Annotated in this window: 20 protein-coding genes; 7 read left to right on the top strand and 13 right to left on the bottom strand. The window is 72.9% G+C overall.

Annotated features, from left to right (window positions below; translation table 11 throughout):
• Nucleotides 1-13: 13 nt before the first annotated feature.
• Nucleotides 14-967 (bottom strand): TIGR03621 family F420-dependent LLM class oxidoreductase, encoded by a 954-nt coding sequence (locus ABGB06_RS18390; protein WP_347590646.1) that lies wholly within the window; start codon nt 965-967, stop codon nt 14-16.
• A 249-nt stretch (nt 968-1,216) separates the two neighbouring features.
• Between ABGB06_RS18390 and ABGB06_RS18385 the strand changes: the two genes are divergently transcribed.
• Nucleotides 1,217-1,762 carry an EF-hand domain-containing protein gene (locus ABGB06_RS18385; protein WP_347590644.1) on the top strand — a complete coding sequence of 182 codons (546 nt, stop codon included), beginning with the start codon at nt 1,217-1,219 and terminating at the stop codon, nt 1,760-1,762.
• 65 nt (nt 1,763-1,827) lie between these two features.
• Here ABGB06_RS18385 and ABGB06_RS18380 read toward each other — a convergent pair whose 3' ends face one another.
• Entirely contained in the window at nt 1,828-2,427 is a 600-nt protein-coding gene (locus ABGB06_RS18380; protein ID WP_347590642.1) for a PH domain-containing protein, read from the bottom strand.
• A gap of 160 nt (nt 2,428-2,587) precedes the next feature.
• Between ABGB06_RS18380 and ABGB06_RS18375 the strand changes: the two genes are divergently transcribed.
• Complete coding sequence (locus ABGB06_RS18375; protein ID WP_347590640.1) at nt 2,588-3,415, top strand: hypothetical protein; 828 nt, start codon at nt 2,588-2,590, stop codon at nt 3,413-3,415.
• Here ABGB06_RS18375 and ABGB06_RS18370 read toward each other — a convergent pair.
• Both ABGB06_RS18370 and ABGB06_RS18365 read right to left on the bottom strand, forming a co-directional pair.
• Entirely contained in the window at nt 3,387-4,373 is a 987-nt protein-coding gene (locus tag ABGB06_RS18370; protein ID WP_347590638.1) for an RNA polymerase subunit sigma-70, read from the bottom strand. The two genes, ABGB06_RS18375 and ABGB06_RS18370, sit on opposite strands and share 29 nt — an antisense overlap.
• Nucleotides 4,374-4,424: 51 nt before the next feature.
• Complete coding sequence (locus ABGB06_RS18365) at nt 4,425-5,183, bottom strand: SDR family oxidoreductase (protein ID WP_347590636.1); 759 nt, start codon at nt 5,181-5,183, stop codon at nt 4,425-4,427.
• A gap of 175 nt (nt 5,184-5,358) precedes the next feature.
• On the opposite strand from ABGB06_RS18365, the gene ABGB06_RS18360 reads away from it, so the two are divergent.
• Entirely contained in the window at nt 5,359-5,667 is a 309-nt protein-coding gene (locus ABGB06_RS18360; RefSeq protein ID WP_347590634.1) for a hypothetical protein, read from the top strand.
• A 54-nt stretch (nt 5,668-5,721) separates the two neighbouring features.
• Here ABGB06_RS18360 and ABGB06_RS18355 read toward each other — a convergent pair whose 3' ends face one another.
• From ABGB06_RS18355 to ABGB06_RS18335, 5 genes are all read right to left on the bottom strand, one after another.
• The gene (locus ABGB06_RS18355) at nt 5,722-6,375 is read right to left on the bottom strand and encodes a maleylpyruvate isomerase N-terminal domain-containing protein (protein WP_347590632.1); all 654 of its coding nucleotides are present in this window, start codon (nt 6,373-6,375) and stop codon (nt 5,722-5,724) included.
• Nucleotides 6,376-6,803: 428 nt separating this feature from the next.
• Complete coding sequence (locus ABGB06_RS18350; RefSeq protein ID WP_347590630.1) at nt 6,804-9,236, bottom strand: SpoIIE family protein phosphatase; 2,433 nt, start codon at nt 9,234-9,236, stop codon at nt 6,804-6,806.
• A gap of 255 nt (nt 9,237-9,491) precedes the next feature.
• Nucleotides 9,492-9,875 carry a hypothetical protein gene (locus ABGB06_RS18345; protein ID WP_347590628.1) on the bottom strand — a complete coding sequence of 128 codons (384 nt, stop codon included), beginning with the start codon at nt 9,873-9,875 and terminating at the stop codon, nt 9,492-9,494.
• A 146-nt stretch (nt 9,876-10,021) separates the two neighbouring features.
• A complete protein-coding gene (locus ABGB06_RS18340) occupies nt 10,022-10,279 on the bottom strand; it encodes a hypothetical protein (RefSeq protein ID WP_347590626.1) in 258 nt (85 codons plus the stop codon).
• Between the two features lie 99 nt (nt 10,280-10,378).
• On the bottom strand, nt 10,379-11,029 hold the full coding sequence (locus ABGB06_RS18335; RefSeq protein WP_347590624.1) for a TetR family transcriptional regulator: 651 nt from the start codon (nt 11,027-11,029) through the stop codon (nt 10,379-10,381).
• Nucleotides 11,030-11,211: 182 nt separating this feature from the next.
• Here ABGB06_RS18335 and ABGB06_RS18330 point away from each other — a divergent pair, with 182 nt between their 5' ends.
• Nucleotides 11,212-12,669, top strand: a complete 1,458-nt coding sequence (locus ABGB06_RS18330; RefSeq protein ID WP_347590622.1) for an MFS transporter — start codon at nt 11,212-11,214, stop codon at nt 12,667-12,669.
• 111 nt (nt 12,670-12,780) lie between these two features.
• Here ABGB06_RS18330 and ABGB06_RS18325 read toward each other — a convergent pair whose 3' ends face one another.
• The gene (locus ABGB06_RS18325; RefSeq protein WP_347590620.1) at nt 12,781-13,581 is read right to left on the bottom strand and encodes a serine protease; all 801 of its coding nucleotides are present in this window, start codon (nt 13,579-13,581) and stop codon (nt 12,781-12,783) included.
• 196 nt (nt 13,582-13,777) lie between these two features.
• Between ABGB06_RS18325 and ABGB06_RS18320 the strand changes: the two genes are divergently transcribed.
• Entirely contained in the window at nt 13,778-14,143 is a 366-nt protein-coding gene (locus tag ABGB06_RS18320) for a PH domain-containing protein (RefSeq protein WP_347590618.1), read from the top strand.
• A gap of 41 nt (nt 14,144-14,184) precedes the next feature.
• Here ABGB06_RS18320 and ABGB06_RS18315 read toward each other — a convergent pair whose 3' ends face one another.
• The 3 genes from ABGB06_RS18315 to ABGB06_RS18305 all read right to left on the bottom strand — a co-directional run bounded on the left by ABGB06_RS18315 (nt 14,185) and on the right by ABGB06_RS18305 (nt 16,923).
• Nucleotides 14,185-14,427 carry a hypothetical protein gene (locus ABGB06_RS18315; RefSeq protein ID WP_347590616.1) on the bottom strand — a complete coding sequence of 81 codons (243 nt, stop codon included), beginning with the start codon at nt 14,425-14,427 and terminating at the stop codon, nt 14,185-14,187.
• A gap of 188 nt (nt 14,428-14,615) precedes the next feature.
• Nucleotides 14,616-15,776, bottom strand: coding sequence for a hypothetical protein (locus ABGB06_RS18310; RefSeq protein WP_347590614.1), 1,161 nt, complete (start codon nt 15,774-15,776; stop codon nt 14,616-14,618).
• 130 nt (nt 15,777-15,906) lie between these two features.
• Nucleotides 15,907-16,923, bottom strand: a complete 1,017-nt coding sequence (locus ABGB06_RS18305; RefSeq protein ID WP_347590612.1) for a glutathione S-transferase C-terminal domain-containing protein — start codon at nt 16,921-16,923, stop codon at nt 15,907-15,909.
• Between the two features lie 183 nt (nt 16,924-17,106).
• Here ABGB06_RS18305 and ABGB06_RS18300 point away from each other — a divergent pair, with 183 nt between their 5' ends.
• Both ABGB06_RS18300 and ABGB06_RS18295 read left to right on the top strand, forming a co-directional pair.
• A complete protein-coding gene (locus ABGB06_RS18300; RefSeq protein ID WP_347590610.1) occupies nt 17,107-17,742 on the top strand; it encodes an ATP-dependent Clp protease proteolytic subunit in 636 nt (211 codons plus the stop codon).
• A 1-nt stretch (nt 17,743) separates the two neighbouring features.
• Nucleotides 17,744-18,346: an ATP-dependent Clp protease proteolytic subunit gene (locus ABGB06_RS18295; RefSeq protein ID WP_347590608.1), complete on the top strand. Its 603-nt coding sequence runs from the start codon at nt 17,744-17,746 to the stop codon at nt 18,344-18,346.
• The last annotated feature ends 35 nt before the right edge of the window (nt 18,347-18,381 follow it).

The raw sequence follows: 18,381 nt of genomic DNA, 5'->3' as shown, positions 1-18,381 counted from the left end.
TTCAACGCCCCGTTCAACGTCCCGCCAGTTCCTCGACGATCGGGGCCATCGTCTCCATGTCGTCGACGAGGAAGGAGCTGATGCCGAGGTGGTCGCGGAGGTCGACGAACTTCTGCGTCAGTTCCTTGACGGAACCGATGAACACGTGCGGGGACTGCATGATCTCCTCGACGGTGAGCTCGACGCCGGTGCGCGCGCGGAGCTCGGCGACCCGCTTACCCGCCTCGCCCCGGGCGTCGCTGGTGAGGACCGTCGGGCCGCCGGTCGGGTAGCTGTTCAGCTCGAGCTCCGCGAAACGGTCGCCGGCCGCCTCGCGGACCCAGCCGATCTTCTCCTCGGTGGCCGCGAGGGTGATGCTCGGTGCGTCCAGGGTCGGCAGGCCCCGCTCGTCCCTCCCGAGCCGGGGTGCCAGGCCGATGATCTGTGCCTGCCTGGCGGCCAGCGTCAGCAGTCGCCTTCCACCGCCGCCGATGAAGATCGGCGGGTGCGGGCGCTGGACCGGCTTCGGCTGCGCGTCGTAGTCGGTGATCGTGTAGTGCCTGCCGTCGAGGGAGAACGGCTCGTCGCCGAAGCAGCCCTTGACGACCTGGATGGCCTCGGTGAGTTTGCCGACCCGGGTGCCGACGGGCTCGAAGGGGATGCCGATCGCGTCGTGTTCGGGTTCGTTCCAGCCGGCGCCGAGGCCGATCTCCAGGCGTCCGCCGGAGAGTCGGTCGACCGTCGCGAGCTCCTGGGCCAGGACCGCGGGATGCCGCAGGTTGTTGTTGAACACGAAGGTGCCGACGCGCAGCTTCTCGGTCGCCGCGGCCACGGAGGCGAGGAGCGGGACCGGCGCGTACTGGGCCAGGAGATGGTCCGGGGCCATCAGGGCGCTGTACCCCAGCGACTCCGCACGACGCGCGAAGGCGGCCAGGCCGGGTCCGTCGGGAAGTTCGTCGACCGTGGTGAGGAAGCGGAAGGGACGCATGGCCTCATCGTGCCCAAGAGGCGCGGTGATGCCCAGAGCCGGGGTGCGTCGGAGGCGTTTCCCGGTTCAGGGCCCGCGCACACTCTCGCGACCCGCACCGACTCAACATCCCTCTTCCGAGTGAATATTCGCGCCCATGTGCCCATGGAGACGTGGGTGTGCGCCAGCCTAGAGTGGCACGCCGCCCGCTGCCCCGTCGGATCGTCGCGGGCGGTCCATGGTTCGGTTCGGCGTCGAGGGAGGCCGCTCATGGCCAGCGCGTTTCAGGAGCGGAAGCTCAGGGGGATGTTCGCCGCGTTCGACGTGGACGGCGACGGGAGCTTGCGCGAGGACGACTTCCGGGCGCTCGTGGCCCGTTGGAGTCGGCTGCCGGGGGTGGAGCCGGGCACGGAGCTGCGGGCGCGGGTGGAGTCGCTGCTGATGGGGTGGTGGGCGGCGCTGCGCGATGTCGGGGGCGAGGCGGTCAGCCTGAGCGACGTGCTCTCGCTCGTGGACAGGTTGCCGGCCATGGTCGCGGACGTGACCGCGACGGCCGAGACGGTCTTCGACGCCGTGGACGCCGACCGCGACGGCACCATATCCCCGGAGGAACACCGCAGGCTCGTCGAGACGTGGAACGGGCAGTCGGTGGACATGACGGGCGTCTGGGAGTTGCTCGACCTGGACGACGACGGGCATCTCAGCCGCGAGGAGTTCGCGCTGCTGTGGCGCCAGTTCTGGATGAGCGACGACCCGGCGGAACCGGGCAACTGGCTCTGCGGCCGGTTCCCCGACGAGCCGTCCCAGCTGTCCTGATCATCCGGGGCGCTCTCCTGTGCGGCGTTCGCCGCCCCGTCGGGCGGTGACCTCGCCCGGCTCGGTCAGCCGACCGTCAGGCCCAGCCACACCCAGAGACCGACCAGCAGCACGGAGACGAGAATTCCGAGTCCGGTCACGCGGAGCAACCGCGCGCGCCGGCGGACCACGTAGTGGTGGCGTTCGGCGTCCGTCAGGGGTCTCGTGCCCGGCCCGCGCAGCTCCTCCCAGCGCTCCCTGACGAGTTCGAGCTCGCGCTGGTAGGCCGGCTGGAGACCGTCGAGATGTGCCAGGGTCACGAGCGAACCGTCCGCGCGGTAGGCGTGGGTGGCGACGCCCCGGCCGTGTTCGTCCGCGGGAACGCTCACGGAGCGGATGTCCAGGATCTCGTCCCAGCGCAGCCGCGTGGCGCGCAGGATGCCCCGCACACGTATGCCGGTCTCGTCGACGGTCGTTCCGGATCGCCGGACGGCGCGCACGAGCCAGGCGAAGACGCCCAGGCCACAGCAGGTCACCAGCGGCCCGAGCCACCAGAATCCGTCCGCTGTCGGCCACGTCCAGGAGCCGATCACCGGTGCGGCCACGGTGACCGCCACGCCGGCGATCTGCCACCTGCGCTCGTTCGGCATCGCGCGGTACTCGCGCCGCGGGAACTCCGCAGCCATGCCCACCCACCCCTCGCCGCCGTCGGCCCGCCCGCTCCGCGGCGCGGGCGGCGCTGTGCGTCCCACCACGGATCTGCCCGGGACGGCGGGGCCGGACACCGGACGGCCTCGGCGCGGGCAGGCCTCCGTGCACCGCCGGACGGGGAGGTAGCTTCCCGTCATGTGCATATCGACGGCTGAGGCCAGGTTCTCCGGCACGATCGTGTACTGCGGGCGGCAGTGCCATCCCGAACACGGCCTCATTCACGTGCTGGGCTATCAGAACACCGCCGTCAACCTGGCGGGCGGACCGAACGCCATGTTGGTGCACCTGCCCACCAGACGGCTCACCCCCGAGCAGTTTCTCGCCGTCGGAAAGGCCGGCGACGTTCTGGAACGCATGGTCGCCGCCGTTGAAGCCGTCCCCGGCGGAGCCGGTGACCTGGTGTGGATGGGCGGCGCGGAACCGCAGCCCGTCCAGGTCTTCGACCACGACGTCTACACGGTGCTCCTGGCCGCCGACCCCACCGCGATCCCCGCCGCGCTCCGGCGGGTGCCCCCGCATCGGCGCCCCGACCTCGACCCCGACCTCCTGCGTTTCTACGCCGACCACTTCCCCGACCACACCATCGCCGTGTGCTGCTTCGACAACGCGGACGCGCAACGCGCCAAGCCCCTGCTGCTGTGGTATCCACCCCTCGACCCGGACCGGCTGACCCTGCCGGCGCTGGACTGCCACACCGGAGCGGCGCCGGACCTCGACGCCTCCGTGCCCGTGGATCACTGGGTCCTGCTCTCCACCGACCAGGCCGCCGCCGGCTGGGGCGAACCCGTCGACTACCCGAAGCGAACGCGCCACGGGCTGCGCGGCTTCCTCCCCGCCACCGTCCTGGGCCGGCGCTACGGCCCGGGAACGGACCTGCTCAACGGGGACTTCAGCATCAGCCACCGTGACCTGCTGGTCGGCGACCTCGACCGCGTCACCCGCCTCCAGCCGGTCCGCCGCTGAGGGCGAGCACGGACGGGAGGCCGAAGGTGGGGACCAGGCCCGGGTCGTTGAAGGCCGTGATGCGGCTGATCCGGGCGCCGATCAGGGTCAGGACCTGGACGCCGTGGGCCTCGTGGCGGCCGTCGGCGGCGCGGTGGTGGACGACGACGGCGGGCTGGCCGTTGGCGCGCGTGGGCACCATCCGCCACCGGTCGGGACGCAGCACGCGGCCGGCGAGGAAGCCGACGACGGCCCGGCGGCCGGTGAACCAGGTCGGGGTCGGCGGCATCTCCAGCTCGACGTCGACCCGCAGCAGGCGCACCAGCGCGTCCGCGTCGGCCCGGGTGAACGCGGCGACGTAGTCGTCGAGCAGGGCCCGGCGGGTGTGTTCCGCCGGTTCGGCCAGGTCGTCCTCGACCGGTCCGGCCTCGGCCAGGCGGGCTCGGGCCCGGCGCAACGCGCTGTCGACGGCCGTGTCGGTGGTGTCCAGGATCTCGGCGACCTCGGCGGTCCGGAACCCCAGCACGTCGCGCAGTGTCAGAACGGCCCGCTGCCGGGCGGACAGGAACTGGAGCGCGGCGATGAGCGCGAGCCGCACCCCGGTCCGCCCGGCCACCACCGCCGCCGGATCGTCGCCGCCGAACAGCGCGTCCGGTGCGGGCTGGAGCCACGGCACCGACGGGTCGCGGGGCGTCACGGTCACCCGGTGATCGTCCGCGGGCGCGCCGAGGCCCGACGGCAACGGGCGTCGGGCGCGCGTCTGGAGCGCCGTCAGGCACGCCCGGGTGGCGATCGTGTACAGCCAACGCCGCACCGAGGAGCGGCCCTCGAACCGGTCGAACGCCCGCCAGGCCCGCAGGTAGGTCTCCTGCACCAGGTCCTCGGCGTCGTGGATCGAGCCGAGCATCCGGTAGCAGTGCGCGAGCAGTTCCGGCCGGAACCGTTCCGTCGCGGCGGCGAACTCGGGGTTCGAGGGCATCGTGGCTTCTCCTCCTGGGCGCGGTGTCGGGCGGTGTGGGGGCGGTGTCGCTCAGTCGAGCGGGCTCAGCCCGTCGCCGCCGACGACCCGGTACTCCGGGGCGCTGTCCGGGTCGCCGGCCAGCTCCACGACGGCCTTGCCGACCTGGTCGGCGGTGAGCACGGGTCCCCGGTCCCGGATGAAGGTGTCACGGTCCACGCCCAGGCGGGCCGCGTAGCCCGCCGCGGCCACCGAGCCGATGCCGCCGTCCAGGCTCATGTTGGGCAGCAGCGTGGCGAAGCGGATGCCCAGGCCGGCCCGCTGCGACTCGTCGGTCGCGTACCCCCTGAGGTAGCGGATGGCGGCCTTGGCGCTGGCGTAGCCGCCGCTGAGCGGGGATCCGCCCAGCACGGCGCCGCTGGACATCGACACGACCAGGCTGCCCGGCGCCAGCGGCTCCCGCAGCGCCGCCCGGGTCCAGCCGAAGACGTGCCGGGTGTCGGTCTCCCAGTGGCGGCTGAAGGTCTCCCACGTGTGCTCGTGCACGGGCGTCATGTGCGGTGCGGCGCCGGCGTTGAGGACGAGCAGTCCCGGCCGGTGGGCGCGGATCAGGTCCTGGGCGAGCGTCTCGCCGGTGGCGTCGGCGGCGACGGGGGTGAAGTCGTCGCCGAGTTCGTCGCGTACCCCGTTCAGCTCGCGCTCGTGGCGGGCGATGCCGACGACGTGGGTGCCCGCGGCGACCAGGGCGGCGGCGATCGCGCGCCCGAAGCCGCGGGTGGCGCCGGTGACGACGGCGGTCCGGGGAAGCTGGGGAAGGGGGGATGGGGACATCGGATGCTCCGGTGTGGTCGACGGGTCGGGTCCGTATCCAGACCAGCCGTGGGAGGAAAAACCGTCGCGGCGGTCCTCATCGGCGCCGTGGTCCGGGAGTCGGTGACGCTGTGGCCAAAGGTGAGTCGGCGTCAGATGATGGGGATGGCATGCACCCGACACTCAAGGAGTCGACGTGAAGGCTCAGCACCTCCTCCGGATCACCGCGGCCGCCGGTGCCGCTCTCGCGCTGTCCCTGACCGCCGCCCCGGCCCTGGCCGCCCAGGAGGCCGACAAGGGCCTCATCAACTGCACGGAGATCAGCGAAGGTTCGTCGGGCACGATCGAGGGCGCCGGCTGCGAGGTCGTGACCTGGGCGGAGGGCAGTGGTCCCTACGAGGTGTGGAACACCACGACCACGGCCGCCTATCTCTGCCAGGTCGTCCTGGTGCGCGAGACCCACCCGCTGTCCGTCTCCGGGAGCTTCTGCTCGCTCATAGCCTGAGCGGCGCGGGGCATGACGTCCGCGTGACGCCCGCGCGACGCGGCCCGGCCCCGCTCAGCCGATGCTGAGCGGGAGCCGCGCGGCGAGATCGCCCAACGCGGCCCGCTCCGCGTCGGTCGGCGGGCGCCGGCCGGTGGCGACCAGCAGCGCGTCCCGGTCGGAGACCGCGGCGGGGAACGGCGTTCCGGCGATCCCCTCCAGCAACGTGCGGGCCGCCGCCAGGGTCTCGGCCGGCGGCTCGGCGGCCGACGGCACACCCGCGATCAGGTCGAGGTGGTGCAGGGTCCACTCGAGGACGTACGCGGACAGGAAGTCCCCGACGGTCAGCACCTTGTCCTGGGTGCTCACCCGGGCGGCGGGATCCGCGAGCTCGGCGGCGCGGCCCGCCGCGGCGCCGACGTCGTCGAAGTGGAACCTCAGCCAGCGCGGTTCGCCGTAGGCGGCGGCCAGCCGCGGGATCAGCGCGTCGAGCGGGTCCTCGCCGGTCGGGGGTTCGACGACGCTCCAGTAGCCGACCGCGTCCACGGTCGGCTCGGCGTCGGCGGGCGTGACCAGGGTGATCAGCACGTCCTGCGCGCCGATGACCAGATGGCAGACCAGATCCCGCACGAGCCAGCCGGCGCAACCGGACGGCCGGTCGAACTCCGCGTCGGGGAGGTCGGCGACCGCCGTGCGCAACGCGGTCCAGGAACGTGAGAAGAGATCCACCGCGGCACGGTAGTCCTTGCCGGACGGGGGGACAAGCGCGTCGCCGTCGGGCCCGAGGCCGGCCGCGCCCGCGGCGCCGGCCGGCTCGGGGAGCGCGACGCCGGGCGCCGCGGCGCTCCCGGGCTCAGCACAGGAGGCTCGGCGCGGCAGGGCCCAGCGCGACAGGACCCAACGCGGCAGGACTCAACGCGGGAGAGCTCAACGCGGCAGGACTCAACGCGGGAGAGCTCAACGCGGGATGGCCCAGCGCGGGATGGCCCAGCGCGGGATGGCCCAGCGCGGGATGGCCCAGCGCGGGAGGGCCCAGCGCGGGAGGGCCCAGCGCGGGAGGGCCCAGCGCGGGATGGCTCAGGGAGCAGGACCCAACGCGGGAGAGCTCAACGCGGGAGGGCCCAGCGCGGCAGCACGCGGCCCCAGCGCGGCAGCGCTCAGCGCGGCAGGGGCTGTTCGGCCCAGATGGTTTTGCCGGTGGGGATCTGGCGGCTGCCCCAGCGTTCGGCGACCTGGGCGACGAGCAGCAGGCCGCGGCCGCCCTCGTCGAAGGTGCGCGCCCGCCGCATGTGCGGTGCGGCGCTGCTGCCGTCCGACACCTCGCAGATGAGCGCGTCGCCGCGGATCAGCCGGAGCTGGACGGGCGGGGTGCCGAAACGGATGGCGTTGGTGACGAGTTCGCTGACGATCAGCTCGGTGGGGAAGAGCAGGTCCTCCAGTCCCCACCCCACCACCTGTTCGCTCGCCGCCTGGCGGGCGCCCGAGACCGCCTCGGGTTCGGCCGCGACCGGCCAGGTGGACACCTCGCCTGAGCCGAGCACGGAGGTGCGCGCCAGGATCAGGACGATGTCGTCGGTCGGGGGATCGTTCGGCACCCGGCGCAGCACCCGGTCGCAGCTCTCCTCCAGGCTGGCCGCCGGATCGAGCAGCGCGTTCCGCAGTCGGTCGAGTCCGACGTCGATGTCCCGTCCCGGGGCCTCGATCAGGCCGTCGGTGTAGAGGGCCAGCAGACTGCCCTCGCCGAGGCCGATCTCGACGGTCTCGAAGGGCAGGCCGCCCAGGCCGAGCGGCGGCCCGGCCGGCAGGTCCAGGAACTGCACGCCGCCGTCGGGGGTCACCAGGGCGGGCGGCGGATGTCCGGCCCGGGACAGGGCGCAGCGGCCCGACACCGGGTCGTAGACGGCGTACAGGCAGGTGGCCCCCACCTCCCCCGAGGCCTCGACGATCCGGCCACCGGTGTCCGGGCCCTCGTCCCGGTCGAGCCGGATGACGAGGTCGTCGAGCTGGGTGAGCAGTTCGTCGGGGGCGAGGTCGACGTCGGCCAGGGTGCGCACCGCGGTGCGCAGCCGGCCCATGGTGGCCGAGGCGCGGACGCCGTGCCCCACCACGTCGCCCACCACCAGCGCGACGCGTCCGCCGGACAGCGGGATGACGTCGAACCAGTCGCCGCCGACGCCGGTCCCGGAACCGGCCGGCAGGTACCGGTACGCCAGGTCCACCGCCGCCACCCCCGGCAGGCGCCCGGGCAGCAGGCTGCGCTGGAGGGCCAGCGCGGTCCGCCGTTCACCCGTGTAGCGGCGGGCGTTGTCGACGCTCACCGCCGCCCGGGCGACGATCTCCTGGGCCAGCACCAGATCGTCGGCGCCGAACGTCTCGGGCGTGCGGTGCCGCACGAAGTGCACCAGGCCGAGGGTGACCCCCCGGGCCCGCACCGGCACCAGCATCACCGAGTGCACCCCGTGCCGCCGCACGCTCTCGGCGCGGGCCGGGGAGGTCCGCAGCCACTCCCGCATCGGCTCGTCGCTCACCCGGTGCCGTGTCGCCTGGCCCGTGAGCAGCGCCTGGGACGGCGGGGAACCGGGCGGATAGACGTCCATTCCGCCCTGCGGCACCACCGACTCCGGGCAGCCGGGAAGCACCGAACGCTGCGCGGCGCGACGGTGGACGACCGGCGCGGTGGGCGTCAACGGCTCCGGCTCGTCGCCCAGGACGACGGACTCCATCAGGTCGACGGTGACGAAGTCGGCGAAGCCCGAGACCGCCACCTCGGCCAGCTCCTCCGCGGTCCTGGTCACGTCCAGAGCGCTGCCGATGCGGACGCTGGCGTCGTTGAGCACCGCCAGCCGGCGGCGCGCCCAGAACTGGTCGGTGGTGTCGACCACCAGCGCCGACAGCCCGTGCACGCCGCCGGCCTCGTCCTTCAGCGGGGAGATGAACGCCGACCAGGCGTGGTCGCGGGTCTCCCCCGGAGCTCGGGCGGGCTTCTCCTCGCTGTAGACCGTCTCACCGGTGAGCAGCACCTGCCGCTGCAGCGCGTCCAGCTCGTCGAACGGCGGGGTGGGCTGGATCTCCCACAGCGTCCGGCCCCGCATTTCCTCCGGCGCCAGGCCCATGGCCTGGCTCATCGTCTGGTTGCAGGTCACGAACCGCGCGTCGCGGTCGTAGATGGCCACGGGCAGCGGCAGCTGCGCGAGAGCCCGGTCCCACAGCTCCGCCTCCCCCAGGTCCGTCGGCCCGGAGGGGAACGTCTCCGGCGCGTGCGTGAACAGCCAGCGGCGTCCCCCTGACGCCTCCACCAGGGGCGTGCCACGGACCTGGGCGGTGACCCGGTAGCCCTCCCGGTGCCGCAGCCCCACGGCGCTGGTCCACGGCTCCCCGGCCGCCATCCGGCGCTGCGCGGCGGCGGGCAGTTCCAGGGCGAGCAGGCCGGCGGCGGACCGGCCCACGATCTCCTCGGGCCGGTATCCGAGCAGGCTCCGGGCCCCGGCGCTCCACAGCATGACGTTCCCGTCGGCGTCCGTGACGACCGCGAAGTCCTCCGGTGCCGGAGCGCTCCGCGCTCCACCGGTGGCGACGGGCTCGTTGTCCATGGGGGTCGCCTCGCCCTCGTTCCTGCCGTGCCCTCACGCGGTGCTCAGGGCGCGCATCGGCTGCCACGCCTCGTCGCTCCAGCATCCCGCCGCGCTGCACCCCCCGCACCCGGCCCCGCGCACCCGACTGCTCGACCGACCGCGGCGGTCACGCCGACGGCCGGGCCGCGCGGAGCGCCCGGCGGGTGCGCCGCGCGGACTCCGGACCCGGCCGGACGCGTGCGCCGCGGCGTAGGCCGTTCGGGTGGCTCCGGCTCACGGCCAGAAGCTGAACACGGCGGTGTCGCCCCTGCGCTGCGAGCTGGTGATGTCGAGTCCGTTGATCTCGCAGGAGACGTGCGGCGAGCCCACGCACTCTCCGGACATGTTGGGGCCGCTGACCCGGACGGTGATGCCGTTCTTGTTCACCCGGGTGATGCGGACCTTGGTGATGCCGTGGTCGCCGTTGGCGTTGAACGACCGGCCCTCCTCGATCCGCTTGTTGCAGTTCAGGTCGTAGCACGCCCGGAAGCCCGGGGTGGGGGCCTTGGCCTCGGCCGCGCTCGCCGTGCCCGCCGCGTTCGCCGTCATGCCGAACGCGAGCACGGCTCCGGTGGTGGCCACGGTGAGCACGCGCGACACCCGTCTGGTGGACTTCATCTCTCGACCCATCTCTCGACCCCTCGCTTCTGGTGCTGGTGACTGGCTGTCAGTGCCGTCTGACAGTGTTGTAACGCCATCCGCCGGGGAGGGGTCCCGATCCGGGTTAGGCGCGCGTGGCGGGGCCGCGGCGGCCGAGGGGTCGGTCACGGTGCCGTCGTAGTGCGCGTCCGGGGGACCGGGGCCCGGTCCGTCCAGACGAGGTCGGGGGTGAGCACCGGCACGGTGGCCCGCTGTTCCGCGGCGGCGCCTGGCGTGCCGCGGTGGATCTCCAGGTGGTAGGGGGCGCCGGCCGCGGAGTGGGCCGTCGGCAGGCCGGTCAACGCCAGGGTGACGGCACCGTCGGGGGTGATGGTCAGGGCGGGAGCGCGGGCTCGGCCGGCTCCGAGCTGACGCGCGGTCATCACCGCACCTGCCGTGCTGACGGTCATATCCCGTTTCACGGGAATTCACCGCGACATCGGGGTCGGGTTGCGCCGGGGCACCGGCGGATCACCGGCGGATCACCGGCGGGCGAGCAGGGCGTCCACCAGATCGCGCAGCGGCTGGTGGAGGTCCTCCTCGGTGGCCGAGGTGAGGGGTTCGAGGCCCGGCGAGGCGCGAAGCACCGTCAGGCCGAAGGTGGCGGCCAGGATGAGCTGGGCGCGCAGCAGCAGCCCGTCGCCGGCGGGGTCCTCGGGGCGCCACCCCGCCGTCCCGGCGAGCCGCTCGCTCACCGTGCGGAGCAGGTCGGTGCGCATCCGCTCGGTGCGCTCGTCACCCGAGGCGCGCAGCAGCAGGAGCAGCGCGTCCCTCGGGCGTTCCGCGGAGACGGCGTTGGCCGTCTGCCTGACGATGATCTCGGCGATGTCGGTGCGGTCGGACACCGCGCTCGCGGTGCGGCCGAGTTCCTCGATGGCCGCCGCGAGGCACGCCTCGAACAGCCCTTCCTTGGACTGGAAGTAGCGGTTGATCAGGGCGGCGTTGACGCCGGCGTCGTCGGCGATGTCCCGCACCGTGGTGGCCGCGTACCCGTCGTGGGCGAAACGGCGCCGGGCCGAGTCGAGGAGGAGCCCGCGGGTGCGGGCCGCGGCGCGGCGCCGGGGCGCCGCCGCGGGGGCGTCGTCCGCGGCCGTCCCGGGGGTGAGCTCGCTGTGGGGCCGGGGTGCTGCCATGGACGTCCTCTCCTGTGGTGGCGCGCACGGTACCTCCGCGCCCGCCTGATGTAAACAATTGTTGACTACGCGCGGCACCCTGCCCTACCGTCGCATGTAAGCAGATGTTGACTTACGGGTCTCGGGGGTCTCGGGTACGTCCCAGGGGGCCCGGGAGTCCCCCGGTACGCGAGGAGTCCCGCATGCACGTGGCCAAGACACCGGCCGGAACCGGCGGTGTGGTCGCCACCCTGGCCCTGGCCGGCACGACCGCCGCGATCATGCAGACGCTGATCACCCCGCTCATCGCGGAGCTGCCGCGGATCCTGGACACCACACCGTCGAACGCCGCCTGGGTGATCACCGTCACCCTGCTGGTGGCGGCGGTGTGCGTGCCGGTCTCCGGGCGCCTCGGCGATCTGCTCGGCAAGCGCCGGATGCTCCTGGCCTGCTCCGTACCACTCGTGGTGGGCTCGGTGGTGTGCGCGCTCGCCTCCTCCGTCGTGCCCATGATCATCGGACGTGGCCTGCAGGGCATGGGCATGGGCATGGTGCCGCTGGGCATCGCCCTGCTCCGCGACGTGGTTCCGGCGGACCGGCTCAGCTCGTCCATCGCGCTGGTCAGCGCCTCCATGGGCATCGGCGGTGGCCTCGGCCTGCCGATCGCCGCCGCGGTCGCCCAGTACGCGCACTGGCGCGTGCTGTTCTGGGGCTCCGCCGGCCTCGCCGCCGTGATCGCCGTCCTGCTCTGGCGGCTGATACCCGACGTGCCCGCCGGCGCCAGGGGCCAGCGCTTCGACGCCCCCGGCGCGCTCGGGCTCGGGGCCGGTCTGGTCTGCCTGCTGCTCGCCGTCTCCAAGGGCGGCGACTGGGGCTGGGCCTCGGCGACCACCGTCGGCCTGGCCGTCGCCGCCGTCGCGCTGCTGCTCGGCTGGGGACTCTGGGAGCTGCGCACCCGGCACCCGCTGATCGACCTGCGGAGCACCGCCCGCCCGCGCGTGCTGCTCACCAACCTCGCCTCGATCTTCGTCGGCTTCAGCATGTACGCCAGCATGCTGGTGGTGCCCCAACTGCTCCAGTTCCCCGAGGAAACCGGCTACGGCCTGGGCCAGTCGATGCTCGCGGCCGGTCTGTGGATGGCGCCCGGCGGCATCATCATGATGTTCGTCTCCCCGCTCGGCGGACGGCTCACCGACGCGCGCGGCCCGAAGCACACGCTGGTCTGCGGCGTCCTGGTGCTGGCCGTCGGATACGGGCTGGCGCTGCTGCTCATGGGGTCCGCATGGGGCCTGATGCTGGCCCTCATGGTCACCAGCGGCGGCGTGGGCCTCGCCTACGGCGCGATGCCCGCCCTGATCATGGGCTCGGTCGCGCTCTCCGAGACCGCCGCGGCCAACGGCTTCAACACCCTGATGCGCTCGCTCGGCACCTCCGTCGGCGCCGCCGTCGTCGGCGTGGTCCTCTCCGAGATGACCGTCACCATGGGCGGCTACAGCTTCGCCTCGGAGGACGGCTTCCGCGCGGCCCTGATCATCGGCGGCGGCGTCGCCCTCGTGGCCGCGGCCATCGCGTCCGTCATCCCGGCCGGCCGCCCCGGCACCGCGGGCAACGGCAGGAGCGACGCGCCCACCGTCCCCGAACAGGCGGCGGCCGAGGCCTGAGCGGCGCGGCCTGAGCGGCGTCGGCGGCCCCGGACCCGGACCCGGACGACGACGGCCCTCCCGGGCTCGTGGCCGAGCGCCGGGAGGGCCGTGTGTCGGTGCGGGGACGGGTCAGGAGTTGATCTGCTCGGTGACCTCGTCGGAGAAGGTGGTCAGGCGCGTGTAGACGCCGGGGTAGCCCTCGCGGGCGCAGCCGTTGCCCCAGGAGGTGATGCCGGCGAGCCGGCCGCCGATGACGAGCGGGCCGCCGCTGTCACCCTGACAGGTGTCCTTGCCGCCCTCGGGCAGGCCGGCGCAGACCATGACCGAGCGCTCGTACAGCACCGGGTAGGCGCCGTTGCACGTGGCGTTCGAGACCGTGGGGACCAGTGCGGTCCGCAGGCGGTTGGAGGACGGGCCGTTCTCCCGGGTGGTACCCCAGCCGAGGATGCGGGCGTTGGTGCCGGCGGCGTAGACGCTCGCGTCGTCCGCCCCGACGATGTCGAGGGGCTCGTACGGCATCTCCTTGAGGAGCGTCAGCACGGCGACGTCGGAGTGGTACGTGCTGCCGTCCCAGTCCGGGTGGATCCAGATGTCGGTCACCCGGCGCACGGTGCCGTCGTTGCCGTCGAGGTAGGTGCGGCCACCGACGCCGCGGATGTCCGCGGGGTCCAGCCCCTCGACGCAGTGGGCGGCGGTGACGATCTTCGTGGGCGACACCAGGGTGCCGCCGCAGAACTGCCACTGGGTGCTGTCGGTGATCTGCATGACGTACGGGTACCGGTCGGTGGTGGTGACCGTACCGCCGACGATGCGTTCGGACGGGTCGGCGCTGGCGGTGGACGCCGCCAGCACGCCTATGACGGACGCGGCGACCGCGGCGACGGCGAGTGCCGCCCTCGCCTTGGTGCGGCGGCTGAGCTGAGCGAGCACGCTACTCCTCGGGATTGTCTCGGTTGTGCAGAAGGAGACGCCTGAGAAGCCCAAGGCGTTGCAGTGAAATGGGCACGATCGTTCGAGACTTCACCCTGCCCGCCTCGGGCTGTCGGCGCGCCGCGTTACCGTGCAGGGAGCAGGTGGGGATGACGACCCGGCCGGGGACCGGCCGACGAGCCAGGGGAGGACCGTCATGGCGCTGTTCGGGAACGCGCACGCGATCGACGTGGGACAGGCGCAGCAGGAGTACGGGCGGCTGCTGGGGGCGGGCGAGCAGGTGCACGCGGCGTTCCTGCTGATCCGAGACACCATCCTGTTCACCGACCGCCGGCTGATCCTGGTGGACAAGCAGGGCATCACCGGGCGGAAGGTGGAGTACCACTCCATCCCCTACCGCAGCATCTCGCACTTCGCGGTGGAGACGGCGGGCCACTTCGACCTCGACGCGGAGTTGAAGATCTGGATATCGGGCAGCGCGACGCCGATCGAGAAGACCTTCACCAAGGGCGTGGACATCTACGAGGTGCAGGGGATCCTGACGCAGTTCGTGGCCAGGTAGCCGGCCCGGGCGGTCCCGGTCACGTGCCGGTCAGCTGCCGGTCAGGTGCCGGACGCGGCGGGCTCGTGCGCCAGATGGCAGGCGATGTTGGCGTGGAAGGGGGAGACGCCGGCGGCCTCCATCGGGGTGGTGCACAGGGAGTGGGTCGGGCTGTTCTCGCCGGTCTGGCAGGCCCAGCGCAGCTCGTTGCTGGTCTCGCCCGGGTAGCCGACGGAGACCAGATAGGTCCGGCACAGGGCGGCGTCGGCGTGCGCGGGGGCGGCGGCGACGACGGATCCGGCCACGCACGCGACGGCGGCGGCCGAGATGGACCACGCTCGGACGGCCGTTCTTCTCCTGGGTGTTCTTCTCGGTGTTCTTCTCGGTGTTCTTCTCATGGACCGAGCATGGCGCCGGCGGCGCCGCGAGGGGCCGCTCCCGTTCGGCCAACCTGGTCCGGCTCGATCCGACCGGCCAGGTCAGTCGGACCAGTTCAGACCAGTACGCCGGTCAGCGGGTCGTAGCGGAGCACCCGGGTGTGGCTCTCGGCGGGGTCGAGCAGGCCGCGGACGCGGACGGTCAGCAGGCCGACGTGGTAGTGGTCCTCCGTGGTGACGCGGAGCCAGGGTCGGCCGCCGCGCTCGACGGTGACCTCGTCGAGCAGGCTCCCGTCCCGGCCGGCGGCGATGGCGTACCCGGGGCCCTGGGGCGGGGCGATGTCCAGGCCGCCGTCCGGGCGGATGGTCAGGGTGACGACGAGTTCGCCGCGGCCGCCGTTCGCGTCGCCGACGAAGTCGTACACGGCCGCCGGATCGCCCACGTAGTGCCGGAGTCGGCCGAGGCCGGTGACGTCCATGCCGTTGTAGAAGTTCCTGGCGTCCGCGTCCAGCCAGAAGTGCGTGTTGTGGGTGGGCGCGGAGAAGTCGGCACCCGAGTTGTACGAGACGTGCCAGTGCGGCGGGTTGTCGGCGTGCACGGCGTTGTTGGTCTCGAAACCGGCGACGAACCAGCGGTGGCCCTTGGCGGCGGCCGTGGCCTTCAGCCCCGAGTCCAGCAGCACGGCGTGCGCGGCGACGAGCTGGTGGAGCTGCGACCTGACCTCGTGCGCCGGCCAGGGCACCTCCTGCCAGGGCCCGGCGGCGCGGTCCGGGTCGTTGTGGTCGAGCTTGAAGTACATGCCGGCGGACAGGTCGGGGTGGCTCCAGATCTGCAGCGTCGGCTCGTTGGCGCCGATCGTCGGCTGGTTGACGGGCAGCGTGAAGGTGAGGCGGTGCCGGTCCGCCGGGTCGCGCCGCAGGGCGAGCCGGCGCTCCATGTGCACGACCGCCCGCACCCGGACCCCCGGCCAGCGGACGGAGACCTCGACGCCGGCGTCGTTCCTCGGGCCGCTGACGAAGCTGTAGTACTCGGCCCGGCTGGCCACCTGGTACTGCTCGCCCGGCACGAAGGCGTACCCGGCGGGCAGGCTGATCTCCGGCGCGGCCGGTTCGCCGGGCCACGCCCGGACGAGACGGAAGGCGGCGTACCCGACCTCGCCCGCCTGCGCGGCCTCGGCGGCGTGCGGCTCGGCGGCGTGCGCGGCACGCGGCAGCGCGAGCGCGAGGCCGGCTCCGGACGCGCCGGCAACGACCGTGCGGCGGCTGAGCGTTGACATGGGCGTCCACCCTTCCGTATGTGTTCGTGTGACGAACACGGAAGATCCTCCACGAGATCCGGGCCGGGGGAACCTCCCGAACGCGAAGAGAAGATGAACCGTGCGCGGCCGGTCGCCGCCGGGAGGCCCGTCAGGGCCGGCCGACGGCGGGGATCTCCTCGCCGGGCGGAGGCGGTCCCGGCGGGGTGGCGTCGCCGAAGGGGGTGCCGGGCAGCTGCTCGCGGTGGTGCGGGGTGTGCCAGCCGGAGAGGTCGGGGCCCGCGGGCAGGATGCCGGTCGGGTTGATGCCGGTGTGGACCAGGTAGTAGTGCCGCTTGATGTGATCGAAGTCGACCGTGTCGCCGAAGCCCGGCGTCTGGTAGAGGTCGCGGACGTACGCCCAGAGCACCGGATCCTCGGTGATCTTCGAGCGGTTGCACTTGAAGTGGTTGTGGTAGACGGCGTCGAACCGGACCAGCGTGGTGAACAGCCGGATGTCCGCTTCCGTGATGGTGTCGCCGACCAGGTACCGCCGGTCGGCCAGCCGCTCGGAGAGCTGGTCGAGGCGGCGGAAGACGTCCCGGTACGCGGTCTCGTACTCCCCCTGCTCGGTGGCGAAGCCCGCGCGGTACACCCCGTTGTTGACGTCGCGGTAGACGCCGTCCGCGACCTCGTCGATCTCGTCGCGCAGCGCCTCCGGGTAGAGGTCCGGCGCGCCCGGCCGGTGCAGCGCCGTCCACTCGGTGGCGAGGTCGAGGGTCATCTGCAGGAAGTCGTTGGTGACCAGCCGGCCGCTCGGCACGTCCACGATCGCCGGCACGCTCACCCCGCCCGGATACCCGGTCTCGCGCGCGTCGTACGCCTCGCTCAGGTACCGGATGCCGAGCACCGGATCGCGTCCGTCCGGGTCGAGGGTGAAGCGCCAGCTGCGGTCGTCCTGGATCGGGTCCACGACGCCCGTCGGCAGGGCGGCCTCCAGGCCCAGCAGACGCCGTGAGATCAGCACCCGGCTCGCCCACGGGCAGGCGCGGCTGACCACCAGCCGGTACCGCCCCGCCTCGACGGGCCAGCCGTCCCGGCCGTCCGCGGTGATCCGGTCGGCGAAGTGGCTGCGCGACCGCTTGAACTTCTTCCTGCCGTACTCGGTGTTGCCGTCGCCCGTGCTCATCTCGTTCTCCTCGTCGTTCCTCCCATGGTTCCACGCCGCGCCGGCGGGGCGGGCGTGGCCGGTGGGCGGGCGGTGGGGGATCTGCCGGGAGCGAATCTGCTGCGGGCCGATACCTCGGACATGGGGGCGCCACCGGGTCGAGACTCGGGTCGAGTCCGGCGGAACGAGAGGAAGGACCGACCGATGGCACGGAACGCGCTGGAGCCACGCGCCGCGGAGGGGGACACGCCTCCGACCCGGTACGACGACCATCTGGCGGCGGAGTTGCTGAAGCAGCGGATCGTCTTCCTGGGCACCCAGGTCGACGAGGTGTCCGCGAACCGGATCTGCGCCCAGATGATCCTCCTGTCGGCGGAGGACCCGAAGACCGACATCAGCCTCTACATCAACAGCCCCGGCGGGTCCGTCACGGCCGGCCTCGCCATCTACGACACGATGCGGCTGATTCCCAACGACGTCGCCACGCTGGCCATGGGCTTCGCGGCGAGCATGGGGCAGTTCCTGCTGACCGTCGGCACCGCGGGCAAGCGCCACGCGCTGCCGAACGCGCAGATCATGATGCACCAGCCGTCGGCCGGCATCGGCGGCAGCACCGCGGACATCGCGATCCAGGCCGAGAACCTGGAGTTCACGAAGCGGTCCGTGGAGCGGATCACCGCGGAGCACACCGGCCAGACGCCGGAGACCATCTCCCGGGACGGCGACCGGGACCGGTGGTTCACGGCGGAACAGGCGAAGGACTACGGCATGGTCGACCACGTCGTCACGTCGCTCAGCGACGTCCGGCCGGCCGGCTCCCAGCGACGAGCGGGGTTCTGACATGAGCCAGTACACGATTCCGACGGTCGTCGAGCGCACGTCGTCGGGCGAGCGGGCGTTCGACATCTACAGCCGGCTGCTGTCCGAGCGGGTCATCTTCCTCGGCACCGAGATCGACGACGGAGTGGCGAACGTCGTCATCGCGCAGCTCTTCCACCTGGAGTCGGAGAGCCCGGAGCGGGAGATCTCGATCTACATCAACTCGCCCGGCGGCTCGTACACCTCGCTGATGGCCATCTACGACACGATGACCTTCGTGACCTCGCCCATCTCGACGGTCTGCGTCGGGCAGGCGGCGTCGACCGCGGCGGTGCTGCTGGCCGGGGGCGACCCGGGGCGGCGGGTGGTGCTGGAGCACGCGCGGGTGCTGCTCGGGCAGCCGGTGAGCGGGGTGCAACGGGGGACGGTGTCCGATCTCAGCCTCCAGGCCAAGGAGATGCTGCGGATCCGCGAGCAGGTGGAGGAGGTGCTGGCCCGGCACACCGGGCACGACATCGCGAAGCTCCGCTCGGACACCGACCGGGACCGGGTCTTCACCGCGCGGGAGGCGGTGGAGTACGGGCTCGCGGACCAGGTGTTGAGCAAGCGCGCCCTGCCCTCCTGACGTCGGGGGGCGTCAGGCGTTCGTCGGGGTGTGTC

This window comes from Streptomyces sp. B6B3, from assembly GCF_039871525.1.
Taxonomy (GTDB): Bacteria; Actinomycetota; Actinomycetes; order Streptomycetales; family Streptomycetaceae; genus Streptomyces.
This window is presented reverse-complemented; position numbering and strand designations above follow the sequence as displayed.

Excerpts from the sequence above, each read along its gene's own strand:
- ABGB06_RS18345 (WP_347590628.1), bottom strand. The coding sequence starts at position 9,875 with ATGAAGTCCACCAGACGGGTGTCGCGCGTGCTCACCGTGGCCACCACC.
- ABGB06_RS18320 (WP_347590618.1), top strand. The coding sequence starts at position 13,778 with ATGGCGCTGTTCGGGAACGCGCACGCGATCGACGTGGGACAGGCGCAG.
- ABGB06_RS18310 (WP_347590614.1), bottom strand. The coding sequence starts at position 15,776 with ATGTCAACGCTCAGCCGCCGCACGGTCGTTGCCGGCGCGTCCGGAGCC.
- ABGB06_RS18365 (WP_347590636.1), bottom strand. The coding sequence starts at position 5,183 with ATGTCCCCATCCCCCCTTCCCCAGCTTCCCCGGACCGCCGTCGTCACC.
- ABGB06_RS18335 (WP_347590624.1), bottom strand. The coding sequence starts at position 11,029 with ATGGCAGCACCCCGGCCCCACAGCGAGCTCACCCCCGGGACGGCCGCG.
- ABGB06_RS18305 (WP_347590612.1), bottom strand. The coding sequence starts at position 16,923 with ATGAGCACGGGCGACGGCAACACCGAGTACGGCAGGAAGAAGTTCAAG.
- ABGB06_RS18380 (WP_347590642.1), bottom strand. The coding sequence starts at position 2,427 with ATGGCTGCGGAGTTCCCGCGGCGCGAGTACCGCGCGATGCCGAACGAG.
- ABGB06_RS18390 (WP_347590646.1), bottom strand. The coding sequence starts at position 967 with ATGCGTCCCTTCCGCTTCCTCACCACGGTCGACGAACTTCCCGACGGA.
- ABGB06_RS18350 (WP_347590630.1), bottom strand. The coding sequence starts at position 9,236 with ATGGACAACGAGCCCGTCGCCACCGGTGGAGCGCGGAGCGCTCCGGCA.
- ABGB06_RS18295 (WP_347590608.1), top strand. The coding sequence starts at position 17,744 with ATGAGCCAGTACACGATTCCGACGGTCGTCGAGCGCACGTCGTCGGGC.
- ABGB06_RS18340 (WP_347590626.1), bottom strand. The coding sequence starts at position 10,279 with ATGACCGCGCGTCAGCTCGGAGCCGGCCGAGCCCGCGCTCCCGCCCTG.
- ABGB06_RS18300 (WP_347590610.1), top strand. The coding sequence starts at position 17,107 with ATGGCACGGAACGCGCTGGAGCCACGCGCCGCGGAGGGGGACACGCCT.
- ABGB06_RS18370 (WP_347590638.1), bottom strand. The coding sequence starts at position 4,373 with ATGCCCTCGAACCCCGAGTTCGCCGCCGCGACGGAACGGTTCCGGCCG.
- ABGB06_RS18330 (WP_347590622.1), top strand. The coding sequence starts at position 11,212 with ATGCACGTGGCCAAGACACCGGCCGGAACCGGCGGTGTGGTCGCCACC.
- ABGB06_RS18385 (WP_347590644.1), top strand. The coding sequence starts at position 1,217 with ATGGCCAGCGCGTTTCAGGAGCGGAAGCTCAGGGGGATGTTCGCCGCG.
- ABGB06_RS18375 (WP_347590640.1), top strand. The coding sequence starts at position 2,588 with ATGTGCATATCGACGGCTGAGGCCAGGTTCTCCGGCACGATCGTGTAC.